Genomic DNA, 24,300 nt, shown 5'->3' with positions numbered 1-24,300 from the left:
AGTGCCCATGCCCGTTGCCCCCGATCTGCTTCTTCAGGCCCGGCCTGAAGTGAAGCCGAAAGCACCGGCCGCAAAAGCCCCGGAGAAACCGGCGGAAACCAGCAAGGGCGAGGCTTCCAGCTTCGCCCAAATGTACGCGAAAGAACGCCAGACCAAGGCCGCCGAACGCCACGAGGCATCGTCCAAATCGGCCAAGGACAGGTCAGACGAAGCGGCAAAGGCTGACCAGCCGGCGGCCGATCCTGCCGCCAGCCAGGCCGCCGTTGCCGAAAGCGGCAAGCCCTTGCCGACTGAGGAAGGGGAGGCCACCGAGGCCCAGGACGAACCCGTGGTCGACCCGATGCTGCTGATAGCCATGACCGGCCAGCTCCCGGCTGATGCCGTGCCGGCGGACGCCGAAGGCGCCACCGAAGAGCTGTCGGCCCTGACTGCCGCGCCGCAGGTGAACAGCGCAGCGCCGGCTACCCTCAGCGAAGCCAGCCTCGACCCCGACCTGGACCAGCTCAATGGCATGCCGGCGGTGAAGATGGCCCTGGACCAGGGAGCTCAGGCCGCCCAGGCGGCCGCTCAGCAGGCCCAGAATGCCGCCCAGGCGACGCAGGCCGCGCCCAGTGCGGAGCAGGACTTTGCCAGCGCTCTGGAAGCCTTCGCCGACAAGCCCCTGGAAGCCGGAGAGGGCAAGCTGGACAGCGAATTGCCGGTAGGCGAACTCTCGGCACGGATGACGGAAAGCCTCGGCGAGAACAAGGGCGAGGCGCGCAGCGAGATGCTCGCCAGCCGCCTCAACGCCCTGAGCCAGGCCATCAGCCAGCAGACCACCCAGGCGCAACGTGCTCCGGCACTGGTGCCCGGTCAGCCCGTGGCAATGAACCAGGGCGGCTGGAGCGAGGCGGTGGTGGACCGGGTGATGTGGCTCTCCAGCCAGAACCTCAAGTCCGCCGAGATCCAGCTCGACCCACAGGAACTCGGGCGCCTGGAAGTGCGCGTGCACATGACCCAGGACCAGGCCCAGGTGACCTTCGCCAGCCCCAACGCCAACGTTCGCGACGCCCTGGAAGGGCAGATGCACCGCCTGCGCGACCTGTTCGCCCAGCAGGGCATGAACCAGCTGGACGTGAACGTTTCGGACCAGTCCCTCAACCGTGGCTGGCAAGGGCAGGGTGGTGATGGCGAGCGCCGGTCCTCTGGCGGTCGTTCCAGCTTTGGCGGCGGCGATGAAGAGATCACCGTGAGCCACAGCGAAATCCGCCCGGCCTCGGCGGGTGGTGGGCGCGGGTTGGTGGATTTCTACGCCTGACAATCCTCTCCCCCGGCTCCCTGGAGGGGCCGGGGGAGAGGGCAAGCCCCCGCGCCAACATTTCCGGCAATCCCCCGTGACAGCCGCCCCCCGACACTGGTATATCCGCAGCCCTGAAGCAGTAGCCAGCAGCCGCCGGTTGGCCGGCGAGCTGGCATAACACTTGCTCATTCCCCTGGAAAAGGCGGGCTTTTCCCGCTCGGCGACGGATTATTGGCATGGCGAAGAAAGAAGCGAAGGCCCCGGTAGAGGGTGGAGCCGGCGGCAAGAGCAAGCTGAAGCTCATCATTCTGGTGGTGGTCGCACTGTTGCTGGCGATTTCCCTGTCGGTGGGCGCTACCTGGTTCTTCCTCAGCCGTGGCGACAAGTCCGCCGAGCCGGCCAAGGAAGAGGGCGCCACGGCCGCCTCGGCCCGGCAACCCGCGATCTACCAGGACCTGGCGCCGGCCTTCGTGGTCAACTTCAGCCAGAACGGCCGCCAGCGCTACATGCAGGTCAGCGTCTCGCTGATGGCCCGTGACCAGGCCCAGTTGGATGCGCTCAAGGTGCACATGCCGGTGCTGCGCAACAAGCTGGTCATGCTCTTCTCCGGACAGAACTTCGACACCCTGATCACGCCGGTGGGCAAAGAAATGCTGCGCCAGCAGGCCACCGCCACGGTGCAGGAACTGGCGAAGCAGGAAACCGGCGCCGTCACCGTCGAACAAGTGCTCTTCACCAACTTCGTATTGCAGTAGGCAAGGTACGACCATGGCTGTTCAAGACCTGCTGTCCCAGGACGAGATCGACGCGCTGCTCCACGGTGTCGACGACGGCCTGGTGGAAACCCAAACCGATGCCGAACCTGGCAGCGTCAAGAGCTATGACCTGACCAGCCAGGACCGCATCGTCCGGGGACGCATGCCGACCCTGGAGATGATCAACGAGCGCTTCGCCCGTTACACCCGCATCAGCATGTTCAACCTGCTGCGCCGCTCGGCGGACGTGGCAGTGGGCGGTGTGCAGGTGATGAAGTTCGGCGAGTACGTGCATTCGCTCTACGTGCCCACCAGCCTCAACCTGGTGAAGATGAAGCCGTTGCGCGGCACCTCCCTGTTCATCCTCGACGCCAAGCTGGTGTTCAAGCTGGTGGACAACTTCTTCGGGGGTGACGGCCGCCATGCCAAGATCGAGGGTCGCGAATTCACCCCCACCGAGCTGCGGGTGGTGCGCATGGTGCTGGACCAGGCCTTCGTCGACCTGGCCGAGGCCTGGCACGCGGTGATGGACGTGAACTTCGAGTACATCAACTCGGAAGTGAACCCGGCGCTGGCCAACATCGTCAGCCCCAGCGAAGTGGTGGTGGTGTCCACCTTCCACATCGAACTGGACGGCGGCGGCGGCGACCTGCACATCACCATGCCGTATTCGATGATCGAGCCGATCCGCGAGATGCTCGACGCCGGCTTCCAGTCCGACGTCGACGACCAGGACGAGCGTTGGATCAAGGCCCTGCGCGAGGACATCCTCGACGTCAGCGTGCCGGTGGGCGCCACCGTGGTGCGCCGCCAGCTCAAGCTGCGGGACATCCTGCACATGCAGCCCGGCGACGTCATTCCGGTGGAGCTGCCCGAACACATGATCATGCGCGCCAATGGCGTGCCGGCCTTCAAGGCCAAGCTGGGATCGCACAAGGGCAACCTGTCCCTGCAGATCCTCGAGCCAATCGAACGCCAGCGCTGATTGCGCGCCACCCACGAATCCAGAGCCAGCCGAGGTCAACCGATGGCAAACGACATGGACACCCCCACCCCCGAGGAACAGGCCCTCGCCGATGAATGGGCTGCCGCCCTGGCCGAGGCTGGCGATGCCAGCCAGGACGACATCGACGCGCTGATGAACCAGGGGGCAGCCGTCGCGCCGAGTTCGCCGCGTGCGCCGATGGAAGAGTTCGGCAGCGTGCCGAAGTCCAACGCTCCGGTGAGCCTGGATGGCCCCAACCTGGACGTGATCCTGGACATCCCGGTTTCCATCTCCATGGAGGTGGGCAACACCGACATCACCATCCGCAACCTGCTGCAGCTCAACCAGGGCTCGGTGATCGAGCTCGACCGCCTGGCCGGTGAGCCGCTGGACGTGCTGGTCAACGGCACCCTGATCGCCCACGGCGAAGTGGTGGTGGTGAACGAGAAGTTCGGCATCCGTCTGACCGACGTGATCAGCCCGAGCGAACGCATCAAGAAGCTGCGCTGAGACCATGCGCCGCCTTCTCACTGCGGGGCTGCTCCCGCTGCCCCTGGCCGGTCTCGCGGCCGAACCCGCCGCCACCACTGCGGCGCAGGCGCCGGCTGCCGCCGCGGCCCAGGCTGGCAGCGGCATGGCTGCGCAACTGGGGCAACTGGCCGTTGGCCTGCTGCTGGTGGTAGGGCTCATTTTCCTGCTGGCCTGGCTGCTACGCCGGGTTCAGCAACTCGGCCCCCGTGGCGGGCAGGTGATCAAGCTGGTGGCCAGTCAGGCCCTGGGCCCGCGTGACCGGCTGGTGCTGGTGCAGGTAGGTGGCGAGCAGGTCCTGCTGGGGATCAGCGCCGGCCGCATCGCGCCGCTGCATGTGATGAAGGAACCCGTCCCGCTGGCCGAGGCAGAAGCCGCCAGCCCGGAATTCGCCAAACGTTTGATGGAACTGCTCGGCAAGGACAAGCACTGATGCCCCGCCTCCTCATTGCGCTGCTGCTGGCATTGGCCGCGCCGTTCGCCCTGGGTGCCGACAATCCGCTGTCGGTGCCGGCGATCACCCTCTCCACCAATCCGCAAGGACAGCAGGAATATTCGGTAAGCCTGCAGATCCTGCTGATCATGACGGCGCTGAGCTTCATCCCGGCGTTCGTCATGCTGATGACCAGCTTCACCCGGATCATCATCGTCTTCTCCATCCTGCGCCAGGCGCTGGGTCTGCAGCAGGCACCGTCGAACCAGATCCTCATCGGCCTGTCGCTGTTCCTGACCCTGTTCATCATGGCGCCGGTGTTCGACCGGGTGAATCAGGACGCCTTGCAGCCTTACCTCAACGAACAGATGTCGGCCCAGGATGCGCTGGTCAAGGCTGAAGTGCCGATCAAGGACTTCATGCTGGCGCAGACCCGCGCCAGTGACCTGGAGCTGTTCATGCGGTTGTCCAAGCGCATCGACATCCCCAGCCCGGACGCCGCGCCCCTGACCATCCTGGTGCCGGCCTTCGTCACCTCCGAGCTGAAGACCGCATTCCAGATCGGCTTCATGATCTTCATTCCCTTCCTGATCATCGACCTGGTGGTCGCCAGTGTGCTGATGGCCATGGGCATGATGATGCTCTCGCCGCTGATCATTTCCCTGCCGTTCAAGATCATGCTCTTCGTCCTGGTGGATGGCTGGGCATTGATCATCGGCACCCTCGCCGGCAGCTTCGGCGGCGTGTAGGAGGCTTGCGATGACCCCGGAAATCGCTGTCGACCTGTTCCGTGAGGCCCTTTGGCTGACCTGCCTGATCGTCGGCATCCTGGTGGTGCCGAGTCTGGTGGTCGGTCTGATCGTCGCCATGTTCCAGGCGGCGACCCAGATCAACGAACAGACGCTGAGCTTCCTGCCGCGCCTGCTGGTGATGCTGGGCACCCTGATCTGGGCCGGCCCCTGGCTGACCCGCCAACTGATGGAGTACATCACGACGCTCTATCAGAACATCCCCCTGCTGATCGGCTGACATGCTCGAGCTCAGCGACGCGCAGATCGGAGGCTGGGTAGGCAGTTTCGTGCTGCCGCTGTTCCGCATCGCTGCGCTGTTGATGACCATGCCCGTGATCGGCACGCAGCTGGTGCCGACGCGGGTGCGCCTCTACCTCGCCCTGGCGATTGCCGTGGTGCTGGTGCCCACGCTGCCACCCATGCCGCAAGTGGACGCCATCAATCTGCGCAACCTGCTGCTGGTGGCGGAGCAGGTGCTGGTGGGCGTTCTGCTCGGCTTCGTGCTGCAGCTGTTCTTCCATGCCTTCGTGGTGGCCGGGCAGATCATTTCCACGCAGATGGGCCTGGGCTTCGCCTCCATGGTCGACCCCACCAACGGCGTGTCGGTGCCGGTGCTGGGCCAGTTCTACCTGATGCTGGTGACCCTGCTGTTCCTCGCCATGAACGGCCACCTGGTGGTGTTCGAGGTGCTGGCGGAAAGCTTTGTGACCCTGCCGGTGGGCGGCGGCCTGCTGACCAGCCAGTACTGGGAAGTGGCGGGCAAGCTCGGCTGGGTAATGGGCGCGGGCCTGCTGCTGTCGCTGCCGGTGATCACGGCGCTGCTGGTGGTCAACCTGGCCTTCGGCGTGATGACCCGCGCCGCGCCCCAACTGAACATCTTCTCCATCGGTTTCCCGCTGACCCTGGCCCTGGGCCTGGTGATCGTCTGGATCGGCATGGCCGACATCCTCGCTCAATACCAGGTGCTGGCCAGCGATGCCCTGCAAGTCTTGCGCGAGTTGGCGAAGGCGCGATGAATAATCTCCTACCCGTCCCGGGCGGATTCCCGGGCCTGCTGCTGAGGTGAGCCATGGCAGAAAGCGAAAGCGGGGCGGACAAGAGCGAAGATCCCACAGGTAAACGGATGCAGGAGGCCCGGGAGAAGGGCCAGGTCGCCCGTTCCCGTGAGCTCAATACCCTGGCCGTGACCCTGGCCGGGGCAGGCGGCGTAATGGCCACCGGCGGCGGCATGGCCGACATCCTGATGAAGATCATGCAGTCCAACTTCGACCTGCCGCGAGCGGTGCTGATGGACGAGCGCAGCATGGCCATCTGGCTGCTGGCCTCGGGAAAGATGGCCCTGGATGCCGTGATGCCGCTGCTTATCACCCTGCTGATCGTCTCCATCGCCGGCCCGATCTCCCTGGGTGGCTGGCTGTTTACCACCGAGCCGCTATTGCCGAACTTCGGCCGCATGAACCCACTGTCCGGGATCAAGCGGATGTTCTCCATGCACGCCCTGGCTGAGCTGCTCAAGGCCCTGGCCAAGTTCGGGGTGATCCTGCTGGTGGCCCTGGCGGTACTGAATGCCGACCGTGACGATCTTCTGGCGATCGCCAAGGAGCCGCTGGAAATGGCCATTCTGCACAGTGTCCAGCTGGCGGGCTGGAGCGCGGTCTGGCTGGCGTGCGGGCTGATCCTGATTGCCGCCGTGGACGTGCCTTTCCAGCTCTGGGACAACAAGCAGAAGCTGATGATGACCAAGCAGGAAGTGCGCGACGAATACAAGGACACCGAGGGCAAGCCCGAGGTGAAGTCGCGCATCCGCCGCATGCAGCGGGAAATGGCCGAGCGCCGCATGATGGCCTCGGTGCCCCAGGCCGACGTTGTCATCACCAACCCGACCCACTTCGCCGTGGCGCTCAAGTACGACGCCGAAAAGGGCGGCGCGCCGCTGTTGCTCGCCAAGGGTAGCGACTTCACCGCGCTGAAGATTCGCGAGATCGCCCAGGAGAGCAAGGTGACGGTGCTGGAGTCCCCGGCCTTGGCGCGGGCCGTCTACTACTCCACCGAGCTGGACCAGGAGATTCCCGCCGGTCTTTACCTGGCAGTGGCCCAGGTGCTGGCGTACGTCTACCAGCTCAAGCAGTTCCGTGCCGGCCGCGGCAAGCGCCCGTCGCCGCTCAATGACCTGCCGATCCCGCCGGAATTGCGGCGCGACGAGTGAAGCCGCTCGCTTTTCTGTAGGGGCGAATTCATTCGCCAAGGGCGGCGCAGCCGCCCCATAGAACCCCCCCTGGCAGACCTGCGGTCTGCTTGGCGAATGAATTCGCCCCTACACGTCATTTCCCGAATTCTTCCTCTGAATCAACCCCTTAACGAAGTTGGAAAGCTTCTTGCACAAGGGCTGTGACGCCACCTGAAGGCGTCAAAAGATTGGATGCGCGGAGCAGGGCTTCGCGAATGGGGTAGGGGAGCAACAGTGGATCGTACGCAACTGATCGGCAATGTCCGTAACAACCTGATGGGCATGGGGCGTGGCAACCTCGGGGTGCCGCTGCTCGTGCTGGTCATGCTGGGCATGATGACGCTCCCGGTGCCGGCGTTCCTGCTGGACGTCTTCTTCACCTTCAACATCGCGCTGTCCATCGTCGTGCTGCTGGTCTGCGTGTACGCCATGCGCCCGCTGGACTTCGCGGTCTTCCCCACCATCCTGCTGGTGGCCACCCTGTTGCGCCTGGCGCTGAACGTCGCGTCCACCCGCGTGGTGCTGCTCCACGGCCAGGACGGCCACGACGCCGCGGGCAAGGTGATCCAGGCCTTCGGTGAAGTGGTGGTGGGCGGCAACTACGTCGTCGGTGCCGTGGTCTTCGCGATCCTCATGATCATCAACTTCGTGGTGGTCACCAAGGGTGCCGGGCGTATCTCCGAAGTGAGCGCGCGATTCACCCTGGACGCCATGCCCGGCAAGCAGATGGCCATCGACGCCGACCTCAACGCCGGCCTGATCGACCAGGCCGAGGCCAAGAAGCGCCGGACCGAAGTCTCCCAGGAAGCCGACTTCTACGGCTCCATGGACGGTGCCAGCAAGTTCGTCCGTGGTGACGCCATCGCCGGCCTGCTGATCCTCTTCATCAACCTGCTGGGTGGCATGGCCATCGGCATGCTGCAGCACGGCATGAGCTTCTCCGACGCTGGCCGGATCTACTCCCTGCTGACCATCGGTGACGGTCTGGTGGCGCAGCTCCCCTCGCTGCTGCTGTCGACCGCTGCCGCCATCATGGTCACCCGGGTGTCCACCTCCGAGGACATGGGCCAGCAGGTCAACCGCCAGATGTTCGCCTCGCCCAAGGCCCTGGCCGTGTCCGCCGCCATCCTCATCGCCATGGGCCTGGTGCCGGGCATGCCCCATGTGTCCTTCGTCGGCCTGGGCCTGGTGGCTGCGGGCGGCGCCTACTGGATCTGGCAGAAGCAGAACAAGGTCAAGGAAGAGGCGGTCCAGGAAGAGAAGCGTCAGCAGGAACTGCTGCCCGCCCAGCGCGCCCAGGAAACCAAGGAGCTGGGCTGGGATGACGTGACCCCGGTGGACCTGGTGGGCCTGGAAGTCGGCTATCGCCTGATCCCGCTGGTGGACCGCAACCAGGGCGGCCAACTGCTCGCGCGGATCAAGGGGGTTCGCAAGAAGCTGTCCCAGGAGATGGGCTTCCTGATGCCCTCGGTGCATATCCGCGACAACCTCGACCTGCTGCCCAATGCCTATCGCCTGACCCTCATGGGCGTCAGCGTGGCCGAGGCGGAGGTCTATCCGGACCGCGAACTGGCGATCAACCCCGGCCAGGTGTTCGGCACCCTCAATGGTGTCGCCGCCAAGGATCCGGCGTTCGGTCTGGAAGCCGTGTGGATCGATGCCAGCCAGCGCGACCAGGCGCAGTCCCTTGGCTACACGGTGGTGGATGCCAGCACCGTGGTCGCCACCCACCTCAACCAGGTACTGCACAAGCATGCCCACGAGCTGCTGGGCCATGAAGAAGTCCAGCAACTGATGCAGAACCTGGCCAAGAGCTCTCCGCGCCTGGCCGAAGAGCTGGTGCCGGGCATGGTTTCCCTGTCCACCCTGCTCAAGGTGCTCCAGGCGCTGCTGCAGGAGCAGGTGCCGGTGCGGGACATCCGCACCATCGCCGAGGCCATCGCCAACGTCGCACCCAAGAGTCAAGATCCCGCCGCGCTGGTGGCGGCGGTGCGCGTCTCGCTGTGCCGCGCAATCGTGCAAAGCATTGTGGGACTAGAGCCGGAGCTGCCTGTGATCACTCTGGAACCCAGGTTGGAACAGATATTGCTGAATAGCCTGCAGAAGGCCGGACAAGGTTCGGAAGATGGCGTTCTCCTCGAACCCGGAATGGCCGAGAAGCTGCAACGTTCCCTGGTGGAAGCGGCGCAGCGCCAGGAAATGCTCGGCAAGCAGGCGATCCTGCTGGTGGCCGGGCCGATCCGGGCGATGATGTCGCGCTTCGCAAGGCTCGCCGTGCCAACCATGCACGTACTGGCCTACCAGGAAATACCGGACAACAAGCAGGTCACCATAGTTTCGACTGTGGGGCAGAACTAACCGAGGTCAAGGACCATGCAGGTCAAACGCTTCTTCGCCGCCGATATGCGTCAAGCCATGAAGTTGGTGCGTGATGAACTGGGTGCGGATGCCGCCATCATCGGCAATCGCCGGGTTGCCGGCGGCGTCGAGCTGACCGCTGCGCTGGACTACCCGCTGCCCGCCCCGGCGCCGAGCAAGCCGAACCCGGCGCTCGAAGCCGAACTGCGCAAGACCCAGGCGCGCATCGCCGAAGCCCAGGCCGAGCTGACCACCCGCGCCCAGGCCGATGCCGGCAAGGACCGTCAATTGTTCGCCGGTGAGCCCCTGACGGCCATCGAGTCGGAGCTGCCGGAAGCCGCCCTGGTCGCCGCCATGAGCCGTCCACGCCCGGTACCGCGCCCGGTGGAGCCGGTCGCAGCACCGAAGCCCGCCGCCGTGGACCAGGCTGCCCTGGACGCCATGCGCTTCGAGTTGAGCGGCCTGCGCGAACTGATCGAAGTGCAGCTGGGTTCCATCGCCTGGAGCCAGATGCAGAGCCGTCGTCCGCAGCAAGCCAGCCTCTGGCGCCGCCTGCAGCGCATGGGGCTGCCGGCTGATCTCGGCCGCGTCCTGCTGGACAAGGTGGCCAGCGTCAAGGATCCGCGCCAGGCCTGGCGCATGCTGCTGGCGCACCTGGCCCATGCCATCCGTACGCCGAAGGTCGAGCCGCTGGAAGAGGGCGGGGTGATCGCCCTGGTCGGCCCGGCCGGCATGGGCAAGACCACCACCCTGGCCAAGCTGGCTGCGCGCTACGTGCTCAAATACGGCGCCCAGAGCGTCGCCCTGGTGAGCATGGACAGCTTCCGCATCGGCGCTCAGGAACAGCTCAAGACCCTGGGCCGCATCCTCAACGTGTCGGTCACCCAGGTGGACCCGGGCCAGTCCCTGGTCCAGGCCCTGGCGCCCCTGATTCGCAAGCGTGTGGTGCTGATCGATACCGCTGGTCTGCCGGCCAATGATCCAGCCCTCGCCATGCAGCTGGAATCGCTGGCAAGCCGGGCGATAAATGCGAAGAATTACCTGGTCATGGCCGCCACCAGTCAGAGCCAGGTGCTCAAGGCGGCCTACCACAGCTACAAGCGTTGCGGTCTGGCCGGTTGCATCATCACCAAGGCGGACGAAGCGGTCAGCCTGGGTGAAGTTCTGGGGCTGGCTATCGGCCAGCATCTCCCGGTAGCCTATCTGGCCGATGGGCCGCGAATCCCGGATGATCTGCAGGTTCCCCGCAGCCACCAGCTCGTGAGTCGTGCGGTCAGCCTCCAGGCACCGGAAGACCCGAGCGAGGAAGCCATGGCCGACCTGTTCGCCGGGCTCTACCAGAATCCGGCGCGGCGCGCCGGTTGAAGAATTGACAACCGCCCCGGAGTGGGTGGTGCTAGACAGCCAAATGGCCCAGTCGACCTAAGGCAAGGTATTTGAAATGGGTAGTATGCATCCCGTACAGGTGATCGCGGTGACCGGCGGCAAGGGTGGCGTCGGCAAGACCAACGTGTCGGTGAACCTTTCGCTGGCCCTGGCCGATCTCGGCCGCCGCGTCATGTTGTTGGACGCGGACCTCGGTCTGGCCAACGTCGACGTTCTCCTCGGCCTGACCGCCAAACGCACCCTGGCCGACGTGATCAATGGCGAGTGCGACCTGCGCGACGTGCTGTTGCAGGGACCGGGGGGCATTCGCATCGTCCCGGCCGCCTCCGGCACCCAGAGCATGGTCCAGCTGTCGCCCATGCAGCACGCTGGCCTGATCCAGGCATTCAGTGAAATCAGCGACAACCTCGACGTGCTGGTGATCGACACCGCCGCCGGCATCGGCGACTCCGTGGTCAGCTTCGTCCGCGCGGCTCAGGAAGTGATCGTGGTGGTCTGCGATGAGCCCACCTCCATCACCGACGCCTACGCGCTGATCAAACTGCTCAACCGCGACTACGGCATGAACCGCTTCCGCGTGCTGGCCAACATGGCCCACAGCCCGCAGGAAGGTCGCAACCTCTTCGCCAAGCTGACCAAGGTCACCGACCGTTTCCTGGACGTCGCGCTGCAGTACGTTGGCGCTGTCCCCTACGACGAGTCGGTCCGCAAGGCCGTGCAGAAGCAGCGCGCGGTCTATGAAGCCTTCCCGCGCTCGAAATGCTCGCTGGCCTTCAAGGCCATCGCGCAGAAGGTCGACAGCTGGCCGCTGCCGGCCAATCCGCGGGGCCACCTGGAGTTCTTCGTCGAGCGGCTGGTCAGACAGCCCTCCGCGGAATCGCCTGTATGACACCCGCTACTGGACTGCGTATGTACGGCAAGGCACAAGGAAGGGATTCGCAACATGAGCTGATCGAGCGGTATGCCCCGCTGGTCAAGCGCATCGCTTATCACCTGCTTGCGCGCCTGCCGGCCAGCGTACAGGTGGAAGACCTGATGCAGTCCGGGATGATCGGCTTGCTCGAAGCCTCGAAGAAATACGACGGCAGCAAGGGCGCCAGCTTCGAAACCTACGCGGGCATCCGCATTCGCGGAGCCATGCTGGACGAGGTCCGCAAGGGCGATTGGGCGCCGCGCTCGGTGCACCGCAATACCCGCATGGTGAGCGACGCGATTCGTGCAATCGAAGCGCGAACGGGACGTGACGCTAAAGATCAGGAAGTTGCTGCCGAACTTGAATTGAGTCTCGAAGACTACTACGGCATCCTGAGCGACACCTTGGGCAGCCGCCTGTTCAGCTTCGACGACCTGTTGCAGGAAGGGGAGCATGGCGGCGTGCACGAGGACGCCGGTGTCACCCAAATCTCACCTTCCCAAGATCTGGAAGAAAACCGCTTCCAGGCCGCGCTGGCCGATGCCATCGCGAACCTGCCGGAGCGTGAGCGCCTGGTGCTGGCGCTGTATTACGACGAAGAACTGAACTTGAAGGAAATCGGTGAAGTGCTGGGGGTCAGCGAATCGCGGGTCAGCCAGTTGCATAGCCAGTGCGCGGCACGTTTGCGCGCGCGGCTCGGCGAATGGCGCGCGCGCTGAACGGCACACCGCTTTCAGATTAGAACGGCGCACCCGGCAAGAGGGGCGTTTGGGACTGTACGGAGGTTGACTTGGACAAGAACATGAAAATCCTCATCGTTGACGACTTCTCGACGATGAGACGCATCATCAAGAACCTCTTGCGCGACTTGGGTTTCACCAATACCGCCGAAGCCGACGACGGCACCACGGCCCTGCCAATGCTGCACAGCGGCAACTTCGATTTCCTCGTGACCGACTGGAACATGCCCGGGATGACCGGCATCGACCTGCTGCGTGCCGTCCGCGCCGACGAGCGCCTGAAGCACCTGCCGGTCCTGATGGTGACTGCCGAAGCCAAACGCGACCAGATCATCGAGGCGGCCCAGGCCGGCGTGAACGGCTATGTGGTCAAGCCTTTCACCGCTCAGGTCCTGAAAGAAAAAATCGAGAAGATCTTCGAGCGCGTCAACGGCTGACACCGGCCGCGAGGGCACCATGGACCAGAATGAATCCCTGTTGGGCGACTTCGAGTCGACCCTGAAAGTCCGTGCGCGGGAATTGGTGGAAAGCCTGGAGAAGGGCAATTTCACCGACGCCGTGCAACTTATCCACGAACTCAATCACGTCCGTGATCGTGGTCTGTACCAGGAAGTGGGCAAGCTCACCCGCGAACTGCACAACGCCATCGTCAATTTCCAGATCGACCCGCACCTGCCCCATGCCCAGGAAATGTCGCAGATCGCCGACGCGACTGATCGCCTGTCCTACGTGGTGCACATGACCGAGAAGGCCGCCAACCGCACCATGGACCTGGTGGAAGAGAGCGCGCCGCTGCTCAACGGCCTGAGTGACGAGGCCCAGCAGCTGGGTGAGGAGTGGGGGCGCTTCATGCGTCGGGAAATCGGCGCGGACGGCTTCCGCGACCTGGCTCGCCGTATCGAACAATTCCTTGCTCGCAGTCAACGCGACACCGATGCTCTGTCCAGCAAGCTCAACGACATCCTGCTGGCCCAGGACTACCAGGACCTCACCGGCCAGGTCATCAAGCGCGTGACCCAACTGGTGACCGAGGTGGAGAGCAACCTGGTCAAGCTGGTGATGATGGCCAGCCAGGTAGACCGTTACGCCGGCATCGAGCACGACCACGACGCGCTGCGCGCCGAGCTGGAACAACAAAAAAATCCTTCCAGGGGTGAAGGTCCGCAGATCCATGCCGATATACGGGAAGACGTGGTGTCCGGACAGGACGACGTCGACGATCTGCTATCCAGCCTTGGGTTCTAGGGAGCGCCCCGCTTATGAGCTTCGACGCCGATGAAGAAATCCTCCAGGACTTCCTGGTAGAGGCCGGCGAGATTTTGGAGCAATTGTCCGAGCAGCTGGTCGAGCTGGAAAGCCGCCCGGACGACATGGACCTGCTCAATGCGATCTTCCGTGGTTTCCATACCGTCAAGGGTGGTGCCGGCTTCCTCCAGCTGAATGCGCTGGTGGAGTGCTGCCACATCGCCGAGAACGTCTTCGACATCCTGCGCAAGGGCGAGCGCCGCGTGGATGCCGAGTTGATGGACGTGGTCCTGCAGGCCCTGGACACGGTCAACGAGATGTTCAGCGAAGTGCGCGAGCGCAGCGAACCGACGCCCGCCACGCCTGAATTGCTCGCCGCCTTGTCGCGCCTTGCCGAACCGGCAGGCGTCGAAGCGGCGCCCGTCGCTCCGGCCGCGCCGGCGCCGGTCGTCAAAGCGCCTGCTCCCATCGAAGCGTCCGCCGACATCACCGACAGCGAGTTCGAGCAATTGCTCGACGCCTTGGGTGACAGCGCCAGCCTGGCGGCTGAGCCCGTTGCCACCGAGGCCGACGAAATCACCGACGACGAGTTCGAAGCGCTCCTCGACCAATTGCACGGCAAGGGCAAGTTCGCCGGCGCCACCGAGCCGGAAACGGCCGTCGCCGCGCATGCCGCCGCCTCTGCCGTGGCCACTGCCGGTGCCGGTGACGAGATCACCGACGACGAGTTCGAGGACCTGCTCGACCAACTCCATGGCAAGGGCAAGTTCAACGGTGCCTCGGAAGCCGTTGTCCCCGCGCCCGTCGCCTCCGCTGCCCCAGCGCCCGCACCAGCCGCAGCCGGGGGTGGCGACAACATCACCGACGACGAATTCGAAGCGCTCCTCGACCAACTGCACGGCAAGGGCAAGTTCAACGGTGCCGGCGAGGAGCCCGCGGCTGCTCCGGCTCCGGCTGCGAGCCGTCCGGCAGCCGCTGTGGCGCCTGCGCCTGTGCCCAAGCCCGCACCCAGGGCCGAGCCGGCTCCCAAGGCCGCCGCGCCTGCCGCCAGCAATGGCGCGGCTGGCCCGGCTGCCGTGAGCGAGGCGGAAACCACCGTACGTGTGGATACCGCGCGCCTGGACGAGATCATGAACATGGTTGGCGAGCTGGTGCTGGTGCGTAACCGCCTGGTGCGCCTGGGGGCCAACAGCGGCGACGAGTCCATGGCCAAGGCCGTGTCCAACCTCGACGTGGTCACCGCCGACCTGCAGACCGCCGTGATGAAGACCCGGATGCAGCCGATCAAGAAGGTCTTCGGCCGCTTCCCGCGCCTGGTCCGCGACCTGGCGCGCAACCTGAAGAAAGAAATCAACCTCGAGCTGGTGGGCGAGGACACCGACCTGGACAAGAACCTGGTCGAGGCCCTGGCCGACCCGCTGGTGCACCTGGTGCGCAATGCCGTCGACCACGGCATCGAGTCCCCCGAGGAACGCGAAGCCGCCGGCAAACCGCGTACCGGCCGGGTGGTGCTCTCCGCCGAGCAGGAAGGCGACCATATCCTTCTGATGATCACCGACGATGGCAAGGGCATGGACGCAGCCGTGCTTCGTGCCAAGGCGGTGGAGAAGGGCCTGCTGGACAAGGACGCCGCCGAGCGCCTGACCGAGCTGGAATGCTACAACCTGATCTTCGCCCCGGGCTTCTCCACCAAGACCGAGATTTCCGACGTGTCCGGCCGTGGTGTCGGCATGGACGTGGTGAAGACCAAGATCTCCCAGCTCAATGGCACGGTGAACGTGTTCTCGCAGAAGGGTTCGGGCTCGAAGATCGTCATCAAGGTCCCGCTGACCCTGGCGATCATGCCGACCCTGATGGTGATGCTGGCCAACCAGGCCTTCGCCTTCCCGCTGGTGAACGTCAACGAAATCTTCCACCTCGACCTGTCCCGCACCAACGTGGTGGACGGCCAGGAAGTGGTGATCGTCCGCGACAAGGCGCTGCCGCTGTTCTACCTCAAGCGCTGGCTGGTCCGCGACGCGGCGGTGGAAGAGCAGGGCGAAGGCCACGTGGTGATCCTCTCCGTGGGCACCCAGCGCATCGGCTTCGTGGTCGATCAACTGGTGGGCCAGGAAGAGGTGGTGATCAAGCCGCTCGGCAAGATGCTGCAAGGCACGCCGGGCATGTCTGGCGCCACCATCACCGGTGACGGCCGTATCGCGCTGATCCTCGACGTACCCAGCATGCTCAAGCACTACGCGCGCCGCGGCTGATCTGGGGCGGCCAGCAAAGGCCGCCCGCTAGGAGCTTTTTTATATATGGCAGTCAAGGTTCTGGTGGTGGATGACTCCGGGTTCTTCCGCCGCCGTGTCTCGGAAATCCTTTCTTCCGACCCCAATATCCAGGTGGTGGGTACCGCCACCAATGGCCGCGAGGCCATCGACCAGGCGCTGGCGCTCAAGCCCGACGTCATCACCATGGACTACGAGATGCCGATGATGGACGGCATCACCGCGGTGCGGCACATCATGCAGCGCTGCCCGACCCCGGTCATGATGTTTTCCTCGCTGACCCACGAAGGCGCCCGTGTCACTCTCGATGCCCTGGACGCCGGTGCCGTGGACTTCCTGCCGAAGAACTTCGAGGACATCTCGCGCACCCCCGAGAAGGTCAAGCAGCTGCTGTGCGAGAAGGTCCACAGCATTGCCCGCAGTAACCGCCGCTACAGCAGCTTCAGCGCCACGCCGCATCCGGCGCCGGCGGCTGCCGCCAGCGCTCCGGCACGCCCGTTCCCCGCGCCGGCACAGCCGAGTCATCCGACCCCGGCGGCCCCGGCTCCGTCTGCAGCCCCAAAGCGTAAAGCCTACCGGTTGGTGGCCATTGGCACCTCCACCGGTGGGCCGGTGGCCCTGCAGCGCGTGCTCACCCAATTGCCGGCCAATTTCCCGGCGCCGCTGGTGCTGATCCAGCACATGCCGGCGGCCTTCACCAAGGCCTTCGCCGAGCGCCTGGACAAGCTGTGCCGGATTTCCGTAAAGGAAGCCGAGGACGGCGACGTGCTGCGCCCCGGCCTGGCGCTGCTGGCCCCTGGCGGCAAGCAGATGATGGTGGACGGTCGTGGTGTGGTGCGCATCCTGCCGGGCGACGAGCGGCTCAACTACAAGCCCTGCGTCGATATCACCTTCGGCTCCGCAGCCAAGGCCTACACTGACAAGGTCCTGGCGGTGGTGCTGACCGGCATGGGGGCCGACGGCCGCGAAGGCGCGCGTCTGCTCAAGCAGGGTGGCAGCCAGGTCTGGGCCCAGGACGAGGCCAGCTGTGTGATCTACGGCATGCCCATGGCGGTGGTGAAGGCCAACCTGGCCGACGCCGTCTACGGCCTGGACGATATCGGCCGGCACCTGGTCGAGGCGTGCATGTAATGGAGACTTCCCGGTAATGGATGTACTGAGCCTCATCGGGGTAATCCTGGCCTTCGTCGCCATCATCGGCGGCAATTACCTCGAAGGCGGCCATGCCGCGGCCCTGCTCAACGGGCCGGCGGCACTCATCGTCCTGGGCGGTACCCTTGGCGCCGCGTTCCTGCAGACGCCCATGAGCATTTTCAAACGTGCGCTGGGCATCATCCGCTGGATTCTCTTCCCGCCCCAGGTGGACCTCGCCGGTGGCATCACCCGGGTGGTGAACTGGAGCATGACGGCGCGCAAGGAAGGCCTGCTGGGCCTGGAGCCGGTGGCCGACAGCGAGCCCGATCCCTATTCCCGCAAGGGCCTCCAGTTGTTGGTGGACGGTGCCGAACCGGAATCCATCCGCAGCATCCTCGAAGTCGATCTGTTCACCCAGGAAGGCCGCGATCTGCAGGCCGCCAAGGTGTTCGAGAGCATGGGCGGTTACGCGCCCACCATCGGTATCATCGGCGCGGTGATGGGCCTGATCCACGTGATGGGCAATCTGGCCGACCCCAGCCAATTGGGCGGCGGTATCGCCGTGGCCTTCGTCGCCACCATCTATGGTGTGGGCTTCGCCAACCTGTTGCTGCTGCCCATCGGCAACAAGCTGAAATCCATCGCCCTGCGCCAGTCCCGATACCGGGAAATGATGTTGGAGGGCATCCTCTCCATCGCCGAGGGGGAGAACCCGCGCTCCATCGAACTCAAGCTGCAAGGCTTCATGGACTGAGGGGCCGGCCATGGCGCGCAGGCGACGTCACGAAGAACACGAGAATCACGAACGCTGGCTGGTGTCCTACGCGGACTTCATCACCCTGCTGTTCGCCTTCTTTGTGGTGATGTACTCCATTTCCTCGATCAACGAAGGCAAGTACAAGATCCTCTCGGAGAGCCTGGTGGGCGTGTTCAACCAGCCCGACCGCTCCATCAAGCCGGTCCCGGTGGGGGAGGAGAAGCCCCGTACGACCGAGCCGGATCGCTCCATGGTGGAGGAGAGCGAGCGCACCCAAAGCTCCATCGACGATCCCGGCGCCGACCCGTTGCAGGAAATCGCCCAGAGCGTGCGCGACGCCTTCGGCGACCTGATCAACACCGAACAGCTGAATGTGCGCGGCAACGAACTGTGGGTGGAGATCGAGATGAACTCCAGCCTGCTTTTTCCCAGCGGCGATGCCGTTCCCAATGACGCCGCCTTTGGACTGATCCAGAGGGTCGCCAGGATTCTGGCGCCCTACGACAACCCGGTGCATGTCGAGGGTTTCACCGACAACCAGCCCATCACCACCTCACAGTTCCCCTCCAACTGGGAGCTGTCCACGGCACGGGCCGCCAGCATCGTGCGCATGTTGGCCATGGATGGTGTTGCCGCTGGGCGCCTGGCCGCGGTGGGCTATGGTGAATTCCAGCCGGTGGCCGACAACACCACCGCCGAAGGCCGGGCGCGCAATCGCCGGGTCGTGCTGGTGATTTCCCGCAATCTCGATGTGCGCCGCAGCGTGAGCGGCGTAGGAAGCGCCAAATCCAGGCCGGATGCCGCATTGCAGAGGGCTGGCACGCATTCTGCACCAGCAGCGTCAGCACAGGCCCCGACTGCGGGTGCCGTCAATTCCCCGTCGTCTGCCCAGTAGGGTAGGTGAAGAGTCTCGGTGCACCCGCGCAGCCGGGAGGATGAAGAAGATGAGAGTCTGGGCAGTAGCCAACCAAAAAGGTGGAGTCGGCAAGACCACCACATCCATCGCCCTCGCGGGTCTGCTCGCGGATGCCGGCAAGCGCGTGGTGGTGGTGGACCTCGATCCCCACGGGTCGATGACCAGCTATTTCGGACATGATCCGGACACCCTGGAGCACAGCTGCTTCGACCTGTTCCTGCACCAGGGCAGCGTGCCCAGCGGCTTGCCGCGCGAGTTGCTGCTGCAGACCAGCCACGAACGCATTTCGCTGCTGCCTTCAAGCACCGCGCTGGCCACCCTGGAGCGTCAGTCGCCGGGGCAGAACGGCCTCGGTCTGGTGATCGCCAAGAGCCTTGCCCAGCTCTGGCAGGAATTCGACCACGCCATCATCGACAGCCCGCCGCTGCTGGGTGTGCTGATGGTCAACGCCCTGGCAGCCAGCCAGCAACTGGTCATCCCGGTGCAGACGGAATTCCTTGCGGTGAAAGGCCTGGAACGCATGGTCAGCACCCTGACCATGATCAACCGCTCGCGCAAGCAGGCGTTGCCCTACACCATCGTGCCGACCCTGTTCGACCGCCGGACCCAGGCCTCGCTGAACACCCTCAAGGTGCTGCGCAACAACTACCCGGACCAACTCTGGCAGGCCTACATCCCAGTGGACACCCGCCTGCGTGATGCCAGTCGTGCCGGTGTCACGCCGTCCCAGTACGATGCCAACAGCCGTGGCGTGATCGCCTACCGGGCCCTGCTCAAACACCTGCTCAGCCAGCAGCTGGCTGCCCAGGTGGCCTGAGATGCGCCGCTTCGTCGATCGCCAGGGCTCAAGTGAAGCGGGCCGCCTGCCGATAGGCTCTGAAGATCAATCCCGTGGGTTCCCAACATGACTCGTCCCGTCGCTACCGCAACCCGCCCGCAACTTGCTTTGCAGTCCTACCTGGATGCGCTGCTGCACGAGGCGTCGGTCGAGCTGGCCGAAAGCATCAGCCGGGATGAGTTCGAAGCCGCGGTGCTGGAAGAACAGGTCCGCGACGCGCGCCTGACCCGTGTGCTGGCCGAGGCGCCGCTGCTGGCGCCCGAGCCGCCGGCCGTGCCGGTGGCCATCGAAGTGGAAGTGGAACCGCTGCTGGTGCTGGAGCCCGAGTTCCTGGCGCCGGCGCCTGCCGTGGCCGAGCCCGCGGTCCTGCCGGTGAAGGCACGCGTCGAGCCGCTGGTGGAACTCGGTGTTTCCAATGCTTCGCAGGCCGATGTACCGCTGCTCATTGCCGAGGGCCGCCCGGACTGGGGTGAGGAACCCTTCGAGTGCCTGCTGTTCGACGTCGCCGGCCTGACCCTGGCGGTGCCGCTGGTCTCCCTGGGGTCCATCTATACCCTTGCAGGACAGGAGCTGACGCCGTTGTTCGGCCAGCCTGACTGGTTCCTCGGCATCCTGCCGTGCCAGGCCGGCAACCTGAAGGTGCTGGATACCGCGCGCTGGGTGATGCCCGAGCGCTACCGCGACGACTTCCGTGAAGGCCTGCAATACGTGATTTCCGTCCAGGGCTACGAGTGGGGGCTTGCGGTGCACCAGGTCAGCCGCTCTATCCGCCTGGACCCGAACGAGATCAAATGGCGCAGCCAGCGTAGCCAAAGACCCTGGCTGGCCGGTACCGTGATCGAGCATATGTGCGCGTTGCTGGACGTCTCGGCCCTGGCCGAACTGATCGCCAGCGGTGCGATCAAGCGCATGTCGCTGAATTGAGGGGGAGGCTCCGTGTAGCACGGGGCACCATGAACACAACAGCGGGACGACCCGCGAACGCCGCCCCGGGGGTGGCTAAAGAGAGGCTAGGGAACATGAAGAAATCGTCTGCTCAAGGTGCCGAAGATCCCATCCTGCAGTGGGTGACCTTCCGCCTGGACAACGAAACCTACGGCATCAACGTGATGCAGGTACAGGAAGTCCTGCGCTACACCGAGATCGCGCCGGTGCCGGGGGCGCCGAGCTACGTCCTGGGCATCATCAACCTGCGCGGCAATGTGGTGACCGTGATCGACACCCGCCAGCGTTTCGGCCTCGGCCCGGCGCCGGTGACCGACAACACCCGCATCGTGATCATCGAGGCGGACAAGCAGGTGGTGGGCATTCTGGTGGATAGCGTCGCCGAGGTGGTGTACCTGCGCCAATCCGAGATCGAGACCGCGCCGAACGTCGGCAACGACGAGTCCGCCAAGTTCATCCAGGGCGTCTGCAACAAGAACGGCGAACTGCTGATCCTCGTCGAGCTGGACAAGATGATGAGCGAGGAAGAGTGGTCGGAGCTGGAGAGCATCTGAGTTGATCTGGATCGCACTGCTCGCGGCGGCCCTCGCCCTGGCCTGCACGGTGCTGGGCGTGGTCTGCCACCGCCTGGCGCAGCGCCTGCGCCAGGAAGTGGCGGCCCAGGCCGAGCGCGACGCGGTGCGCGACCAGAAGTTCAAGGAGCTCGGCCGTCGCCTGGAGGCCTACCTGGAAGGCAGCGTGCGCATGGGCGAGGAGCTCCACGAACTGCGCCGCGTGGTGGCACCGCTGCCGGACAAGGTCAGCCAGATCGAGCAGCGCGACCCCAGCAGCCTGTCCTTTACCCAGGCGGCCCGCCTGGTGGGTCTCGGCGCCAGCGTCGATGACCTCACCCATTCCTGCGGCCTGACCCAGGCCGAAGCCGAGCTGGTGAGCAAGCTGCACCAGGCGCAGAAAGACCGCGGCTGATCCCATCGGGATGGCTGCCGGGTTTGGGTTTCGCGTCGTATTCCCGGCGCAGTTACCCGTCACCTAACTCACCCGCACCTCCAGGGCCACGCCGCCCACGATCCGGCCATTCTCCCGTTGCACCAGATCGAGGGTGAAGCGCGACCCCCGCTTGGCGTTGGCCGGTACCTTCACCCGCAGACCGATCCGCTGGGACTCCGCTGGCCGCAGCAGCACCGGAAGCGTGGTGCGCTGGCCCTGTGCAAAGGCCAGCTCAAGCGCACCAGGGAACGCTTCGGCCAGTCGCTCCGGCGCATGGTTGGTGAGCAGCACCGACGCGGCGTCAGCCGTGTCCGGATGTTCGCCACAGGAGCAATCCAGGTGGCCGGACACCCGACTGACCCGGGCAACCGGCAGCACTGATGCGCCCGCCCGCAACCAGGTCGGCACTGTCCGTTTCTCCAACAGCAGGCTGGCCGCCAGGCCTTCGAGCCCTGCCGGGCGAAGCAGCTCCAGCTCGACGGTGCGGGAGAGCCGGGGGCGCAGATTGATCGCCAGCAGCGGCAGCACGATCCAGGCACTCGGCGCGAGGTCGACCACCGTCAGGTTCTTCTGCGCCAGGTTGTTCTGTTCCCAGACATGCTTTCCGGCTTGCGGGCGGTCGAAGCGGGTGAACACGCTGGCCAACAGGCAGGGATGGCTGCCCACCGGCGGGATCGCGCTGCGTGGCAGGCGTGCCTTGAGGATGCGGGTCTCCCCCGGACCGAGCTCGAAGGCCGCAGCCGCCGTCACCGCCGGCAGGAAGTCGGCGGGGTAAACGAACTGGCTGCCGGCGAACGCCTTGATGTTGAAACTGACCACCAGATGGCGGGCCGTTCCGGTGGCGCTGCGGTTGCGCACCCGCGCGTGAATCCAGTTGTCCTGGCCGTACTCCGGGTTCTGGTGCTCCAGGCCGTCGTCGTCGCGATTGCGAATCCAGAGGTCGGGCGAATCCCAGAATCGTCCGGGCCAATCGTTGCCGCCCGGGTCGCCGGTGTCGTCACGCAGCCAGAGGTCGGGTAGTGGCGACGGGTCGGCGAAGCCGTAGACGAAGCGATGGAAGCCGTCCACGCAGTCGGCGTGGCCCGTGCGTGCCAGCAGGTGGCATTCAATGTCTTCGCTGCGAACCGGACGTGAATGGCGCGCCTGGTAAAAGGCACGCATCTGGTCGCCCAGGGTGGCGGCGCCGGCCAGCGCGGCGATGCCTTTCCAGACGCGCTCGCCCGCGCCGTAGGCGTCGATGTGGGTGACCCGCACCCAGGGGTTGCGTGGACACAGCGGCACCGGCGGATCGGCGAAGTTGAAGGGCTGCACCCCCGCCGCGCCATTGTCGTGATAGACCGTCCAGGCCTCGTCGAACCAGGCGTCCGGCTGGCTCGCCGGCTTCAGCCCGCGTGCCCACCAGCTATGGAAGGCTTCATGGCGCAATGGGCCGGTGCCGCTGGTGGTGCCGCCGTCGTACTCCATGCCGCCCTGGTGAATGAACGCGGTGAAGCGCTCGCCGTGGAGGTAGCGCCCCGAGCTGTTCTCGTTGTCCACCAGAAAGCCGGAGATGGTGTTGGCCTGGGTGGCGATGTTCACCGGGTTGCTGGTGAGCTTCCAGGCGGTCACCGCGACGTTGCTGCCTGAAACCGGCAGTACGACATTGGCCGTGGCGCTCTGCAGGCTGTCTGTCGGGCGCAGTTCCAGCAACGGTGAAAAGGCGGTGCTGCGAGACGGGAAAGCGATGCTCCAGTGGTTGGCGCCGAGTGCGCTCACGGTACCGTTGGTGATGGGCGTATGGGCGATGGGCGTGTTCAGCAGCTGCAAGTCCAGGGTCAGGGAGAACTGGTCATAGATCAGGTTGGCCGGCACGAACGCTTCCAGGTAGCGGCCGGCGCCGAGGTCGGTGAAGCCGAAGTTGAAGACCAGCCGGGGCCCCGCGCTCCAGGTGACCTGTGGCTGGTAGGACCCGGCGGTCGAGGCCTGCGGCAGACCGACCCCGTAGGTCAGGCGCAGGCTGTGGCTGCTGCCGGCCTCCAGTACCCGTGCCAGCACCCGCAGGTTCGCCTGGGCACCGCCGCCGAAGTCATGGGTGGCCACCTCGCCCAGGGGGATGGGGGTGCCATCCAGCCAGGCGCCGGTGGGTGTCTGGCGCAGGTCGAAGATCGGGCAACCGGCATTGGCGCCGAGGCGGAACTCCAGGGTCGCATCGCCGCTGGCTTGCTGGGTTGCCGCGTCGAAACTCAGGGCCGCGTTGATCTGGCTGATATCCACCGGCACTGCCCAAAGACCGTCCACCAGGCGCGGCGGGGGCGCCAGGTCGAGGTTGCTGCCGGCGAGGTCGGCCAGGGCTGGCAGCCCTTCGAGCAACGCAGCAAGGCTGCCGGCACATTCGCCGTCGCCCGGCAGGCAGGCGCTGCCGTTGCGCTTGAGGATGCCGCGCCAGCCGAAGCCCCGTGCGGCGAGCACGTCCGCGGCAGTTTCGCTGACGAAGATGGCCCGCGTGCTGGTCGCATCGTGCCCGGCCTTGGCCAGGGCAAGGTCGAAGATCGGTTGCGCCGGTTTACCGACGTTGCCCGGGATTTCCGTCGACAGGGTGACCAGCCCGGCCTCGATGTAGCGCGCCAGGCGCAGTTGCTCAAGCTGGCCCTGGATTGTCGCGAGGCTGGTGCCGGCCGGCTGGTTGCTGATCAAGCCCAGGCGGTAGCCGCGGGCCTGGAGGATCTGCAGGCAGTCCAGCGTATCGGCGTAGCGCTGGCGCACGCCGCCGACGGTGGTGACCAGGGTGTCGCCCAGGTCGAAGAAGACGGTGGTGGGGTAGGGGCCTGGCATAT

General features: G+C 65.4%; 24 protein-coding genes. 23 read left to right on the top strand and 1 reads right to left on the bottom strand.

The genetic code is table 11. From position 1 onward, the window contains the following. The first annotated feature begins 7 nt into the window (after window positions 1-7). The 23 genes from TQ98_RS18620 (at window position 8) to TQ98_RS18510 (ending at window position 21,466) form a co-directional block, all read left to right on the top strand. Complete coding sequence (locus TQ98_RS18620) at window positions 8-1,297, top strand: flagellar hook-length control protein FliK (RefSeq protein ID WP_044870386.1); 1,290 nt, start codon at window positions 8-10, stop codon at window positions 1,295-1,297. Window positions 1,298-1,515: 218 nt separating this feature from the next. After that, window positions 1,516-2,034 carry a flagellar basal body-associated protein FliL gene (gene fliL, locus TQ98_RS18615; protein WP_044870385.1) on the top strand — a complete coding sequence of 173 codons (519 nt, stop codon included), beginning with the start codon at window positions 1,516-1,518 and terminating at the stop codon, window positions 2,032-2,034. A gap of 13 nt (window positions 2,035-2,047) precedes the next feature. Continuing rightward, window positions 2,048-3,019, top strand: coding sequence for a flagellar motor switch protein FliM (gene fliM, locus TQ98_RS18610; RefSeq protein ID WP_044870384.1), 972 nt, complete (start codon window positions 2,048-2,050; stop codon window positions 3,017-3,019). A 42-nt stretch (window positions 3,020-3,061) separates the two neighbouring features. Beyond that, window positions 3,062-3,529: a flagellar motor switch protein FliN gene (gene fliN / locus TQ98_RS18605; protein ID WP_044870383.1), complete on the top strand. Its 468-nt coding sequence runs from the start codon at window positions 3,062-3,064 to the stop codon at window positions 3,527-3,529. A gap of 4 nt (window positions 3,530-3,533) precedes the next feature. Then, the gene (gene fliO, locus TQ98_RS18600; RefSeq protein ID WP_044870382.1) at window positions 3,534-3,980 is read left to right on the top strand and encodes a flagellar biosynthetic protein FliO; all 447 of its coding nucleotides are present in this window, start codon (window positions 3,534-3,536) and stop codon (window positions 3,978-3,980) included. Then, on the top strand, window positions 3,980-4,729 hold the full coding sequence (fliP, locus tag TQ98_RS18595) for a flagellar type III secretion system pore protein FliP (protein WP_044870381.1): 750 nt from the start codon (window positions 3,980-3,982) through the stop codon (window positions 4,727-4,729). The genes fliO and fliP overlap by 1 nt, the downstream gene beginning before the upstream one ends. Window positions 4,730-4,739: 10 nt before the next feature. Then, the gene (gene fliQ / locus TQ98_RS18590) at window positions 4,740-5,009 is read left to right on the top strand and encodes a flagellar biosynthesis protein FliQ (RefSeq protein ID WP_044870380.1); all 270 of its coding nucleotides are present in this window, start codon (window positions 4,740-4,742) and stop codon (window positions 5,007-5,009) included. A gap of 1 nt (window position 5,010) precedes the next feature. After that, on the top strand, window positions 5,011-5,787 hold the full coding sequence (gene fliR, locus TQ98_RS18585; protein ID WP_044870379.1) for a flagellar biosynthetic protein FliR: 777 nt from the start codon (window positions 5,011-5,013) through the stop codon (window positions 5,785-5,787). Window positions 5,788-5,840: 53 nt separating this feature from the next. Beyond that, complete coding sequence (gene flhB, locus TQ98_RS18580; protein WP_044870378.1) at window positions 5,841-6,977, top strand: flagellar biosynthesis protein FlhB; 1,137 nt, start codon at window positions 5,841-5,843, stop codon at window positions 6,975-6,977. Between the two features lie 255 nt (window positions 6,978-7,232). Beyond that, window positions 7,233-9,356, top strand: coding sequence for a flagellar biosynthesis protein FlhA (gene flhA / locus TQ98_RS18575; protein WP_044870377.1), 2,124 nt, complete (start codon window positions 7,233-7,235; stop codon window positions 9,354-9,356). A 15-nt stretch (window positions 9,357-9,371) separates the two neighbouring features. Beyond that, window positions 9,372-10,721: a flagellar biosynthesis protein FlhF gene (gene flhF / locus TQ98_RS18570; protein WP_044870376.1), complete on the top strand. Its 1,350-nt coding sequence runs from the start codon at window positions 9,372-9,374 to the stop codon at window positions 10,719-10,721. 76 nt (window positions 10,722-10,797) lie between these two features. Continuing rightward, window positions 10,798-11,631, top strand: coding sequence for a flagellar synthesis regulator FleN (gene fleN, locus TQ98_RS18565; protein ID WP_103103003.1), 834 nt, complete (start codon window positions 10,798-10,800; stop codon window positions 11,629-11,631). Then, window positions 11,628-12,374: an RNA polymerase sigma factor FliA gene (gene fliA, locus TQ98_RS18560; RefSeq protein ID WP_044870374.1), complete on the top strand. Its 747-nt coding sequence runs from the start codon at window positions 11,628-11,630 to the stop codon at window positions 12,372-12,374. The genes fleN and fliA overlap by 4 nt, the downstream gene beginning before the upstream one ends. A gap of 83 nt (window positions 12,375-12,457) precedes the next feature. Further along, entirely contained in the window at window positions 12,458-12,832 is a 375-nt protein-coding gene (locus TQ98_RS18555; protein ID WP_003083073.1) for a chemotaxis response regulator CheY, read from the top strand. A gap of 19 nt (window positions 12,833-12,851) precedes the next feature. Beyond that, entirely contained in the window at window positions 12,852-13,640 is a 789-nt protein-coding gene (locus TQ98_RS18550; protein ID WP_044870373.1) for a protein phosphatase CheZ, read from the top strand. Window positions 13,641-13,654: 14 nt separating this feature from the next. Then, window positions 13,655-15,892, top strand: a complete 2,238-nt coding sequence (locus tag TQ98_RS18545; RefSeq protein WP_044870372.1) for a chemotaxis protein CheA — start codon at window positions 13,655-13,657, stop codon at window positions 15,890-15,892. A 45-nt stretch (window positions 15,893-15,937) separates the two neighbouring features. Beyond that, window positions 15,938-17,041 (top strand): chemotaxis response regulator protein-glutamate methylesterase, encoded by a 1,104-nt coding sequence (locus TQ98_RS18540; protein ID WP_103103002.1) that lies wholly within the window; start codon window positions 15,938-15,940, stop codon window positions 17,039-17,041. Window positions 17,042-17,057: 16 nt separating this feature from the next. Continuing rightward, on the top strand, window positions 17,058-17,798 hold the full coding sequence (locus tag TQ98_RS18535; protein WP_044870369.1) for a flagellar motor protein: 741 nt from the start codon (window positions 17,058-17,060) through the stop codon (window positions 17,796-17,798). A 10-nt stretch (window positions 17,799-17,808) separates the two neighbouring features. Next, complete coding sequence (gene motD / locus TQ98_RS18530; protein ID WP_044870368.1) at window positions 17,809-18,696, top strand: flagellar motor protein MotD; 888 nt, start codon at window positions 17,809-17,811, stop codon at window positions 18,694-18,696. A 49-nt stretch (window positions 18,697-18,745) separates the two neighbouring features. Continuing rightward, window positions 18,746-19,534, top strand: coding sequence for a ParA family protein (locus TQ98_RS18525; protein ID WP_044870679.1), 789 nt, complete (start codon window positions 18,746-18,748; stop codon window positions 19,532-19,534). A gap of 87 nt (window positions 19,535-19,621) precedes the next feature. Beyond that, window positions 19,622-20,479, top strand: a complete 858-nt coding sequence (locus TQ98_RS18520; protein ID WP_044870367.1) for a CheW domain-containing protein — start codon at window positions 19,622-19,624, stop codon at window positions 20,477-20,479. A gap of 95 nt (window positions 20,480-20,574) precedes the next feature. Further along, window positions 20,575-21,054, top strand: coding sequence for a chemotaxis protein CheW (locus TQ98_RS18515; RefSeq protein ID WP_016493839.1), 480 nt, complete (start codon window positions 20,575-20,577; stop codon window positions 21,052-21,054). Between the two features lies 1 nt (window position 21,055). Continuing rightward, complete coding sequence (locus TQ98_RS18510; protein ID WP_177410186.1) at window positions 21,056-21,466, top strand: DUF2802 domain-containing protein; 411 nt, start codon at window positions 21,056-21,058, stop codon at window positions 21,464-21,466. A 63-nt stretch (window positions 21,467-21,529) separates the two neighbouring features. Here the strand turns inward: TQ98_RS18510 and TQ98_RS18505 are convergent, their stop codons facing one another. Next, window positions 21,530-24,298, bottom strand: coding sequence for an HAD family hydrolase (locus TQ98_RS18505; RefSeq protein WP_044870366.1), 2,769 nt, complete (start codon window positions 24,296-24,298; stop codon window positions 21,530-21,532). Window positions 24,299-24,300: the final 2 nt, after the last annotated feature.

Source organism: Pseudomonas sp. LFM046 (assembly GCF_000949385.2).
Taxonomy (GTDB): Bacteria; Pseudomonadota; Gammaproteobacteria; order Pseudomonadales; family Pseudomonadaceae; genus Metapseudomonas.
Note: the sequence above shows the minus strand (reverse complement) of the source record. Positions and strands in the feature narration are given on the sequence as shown.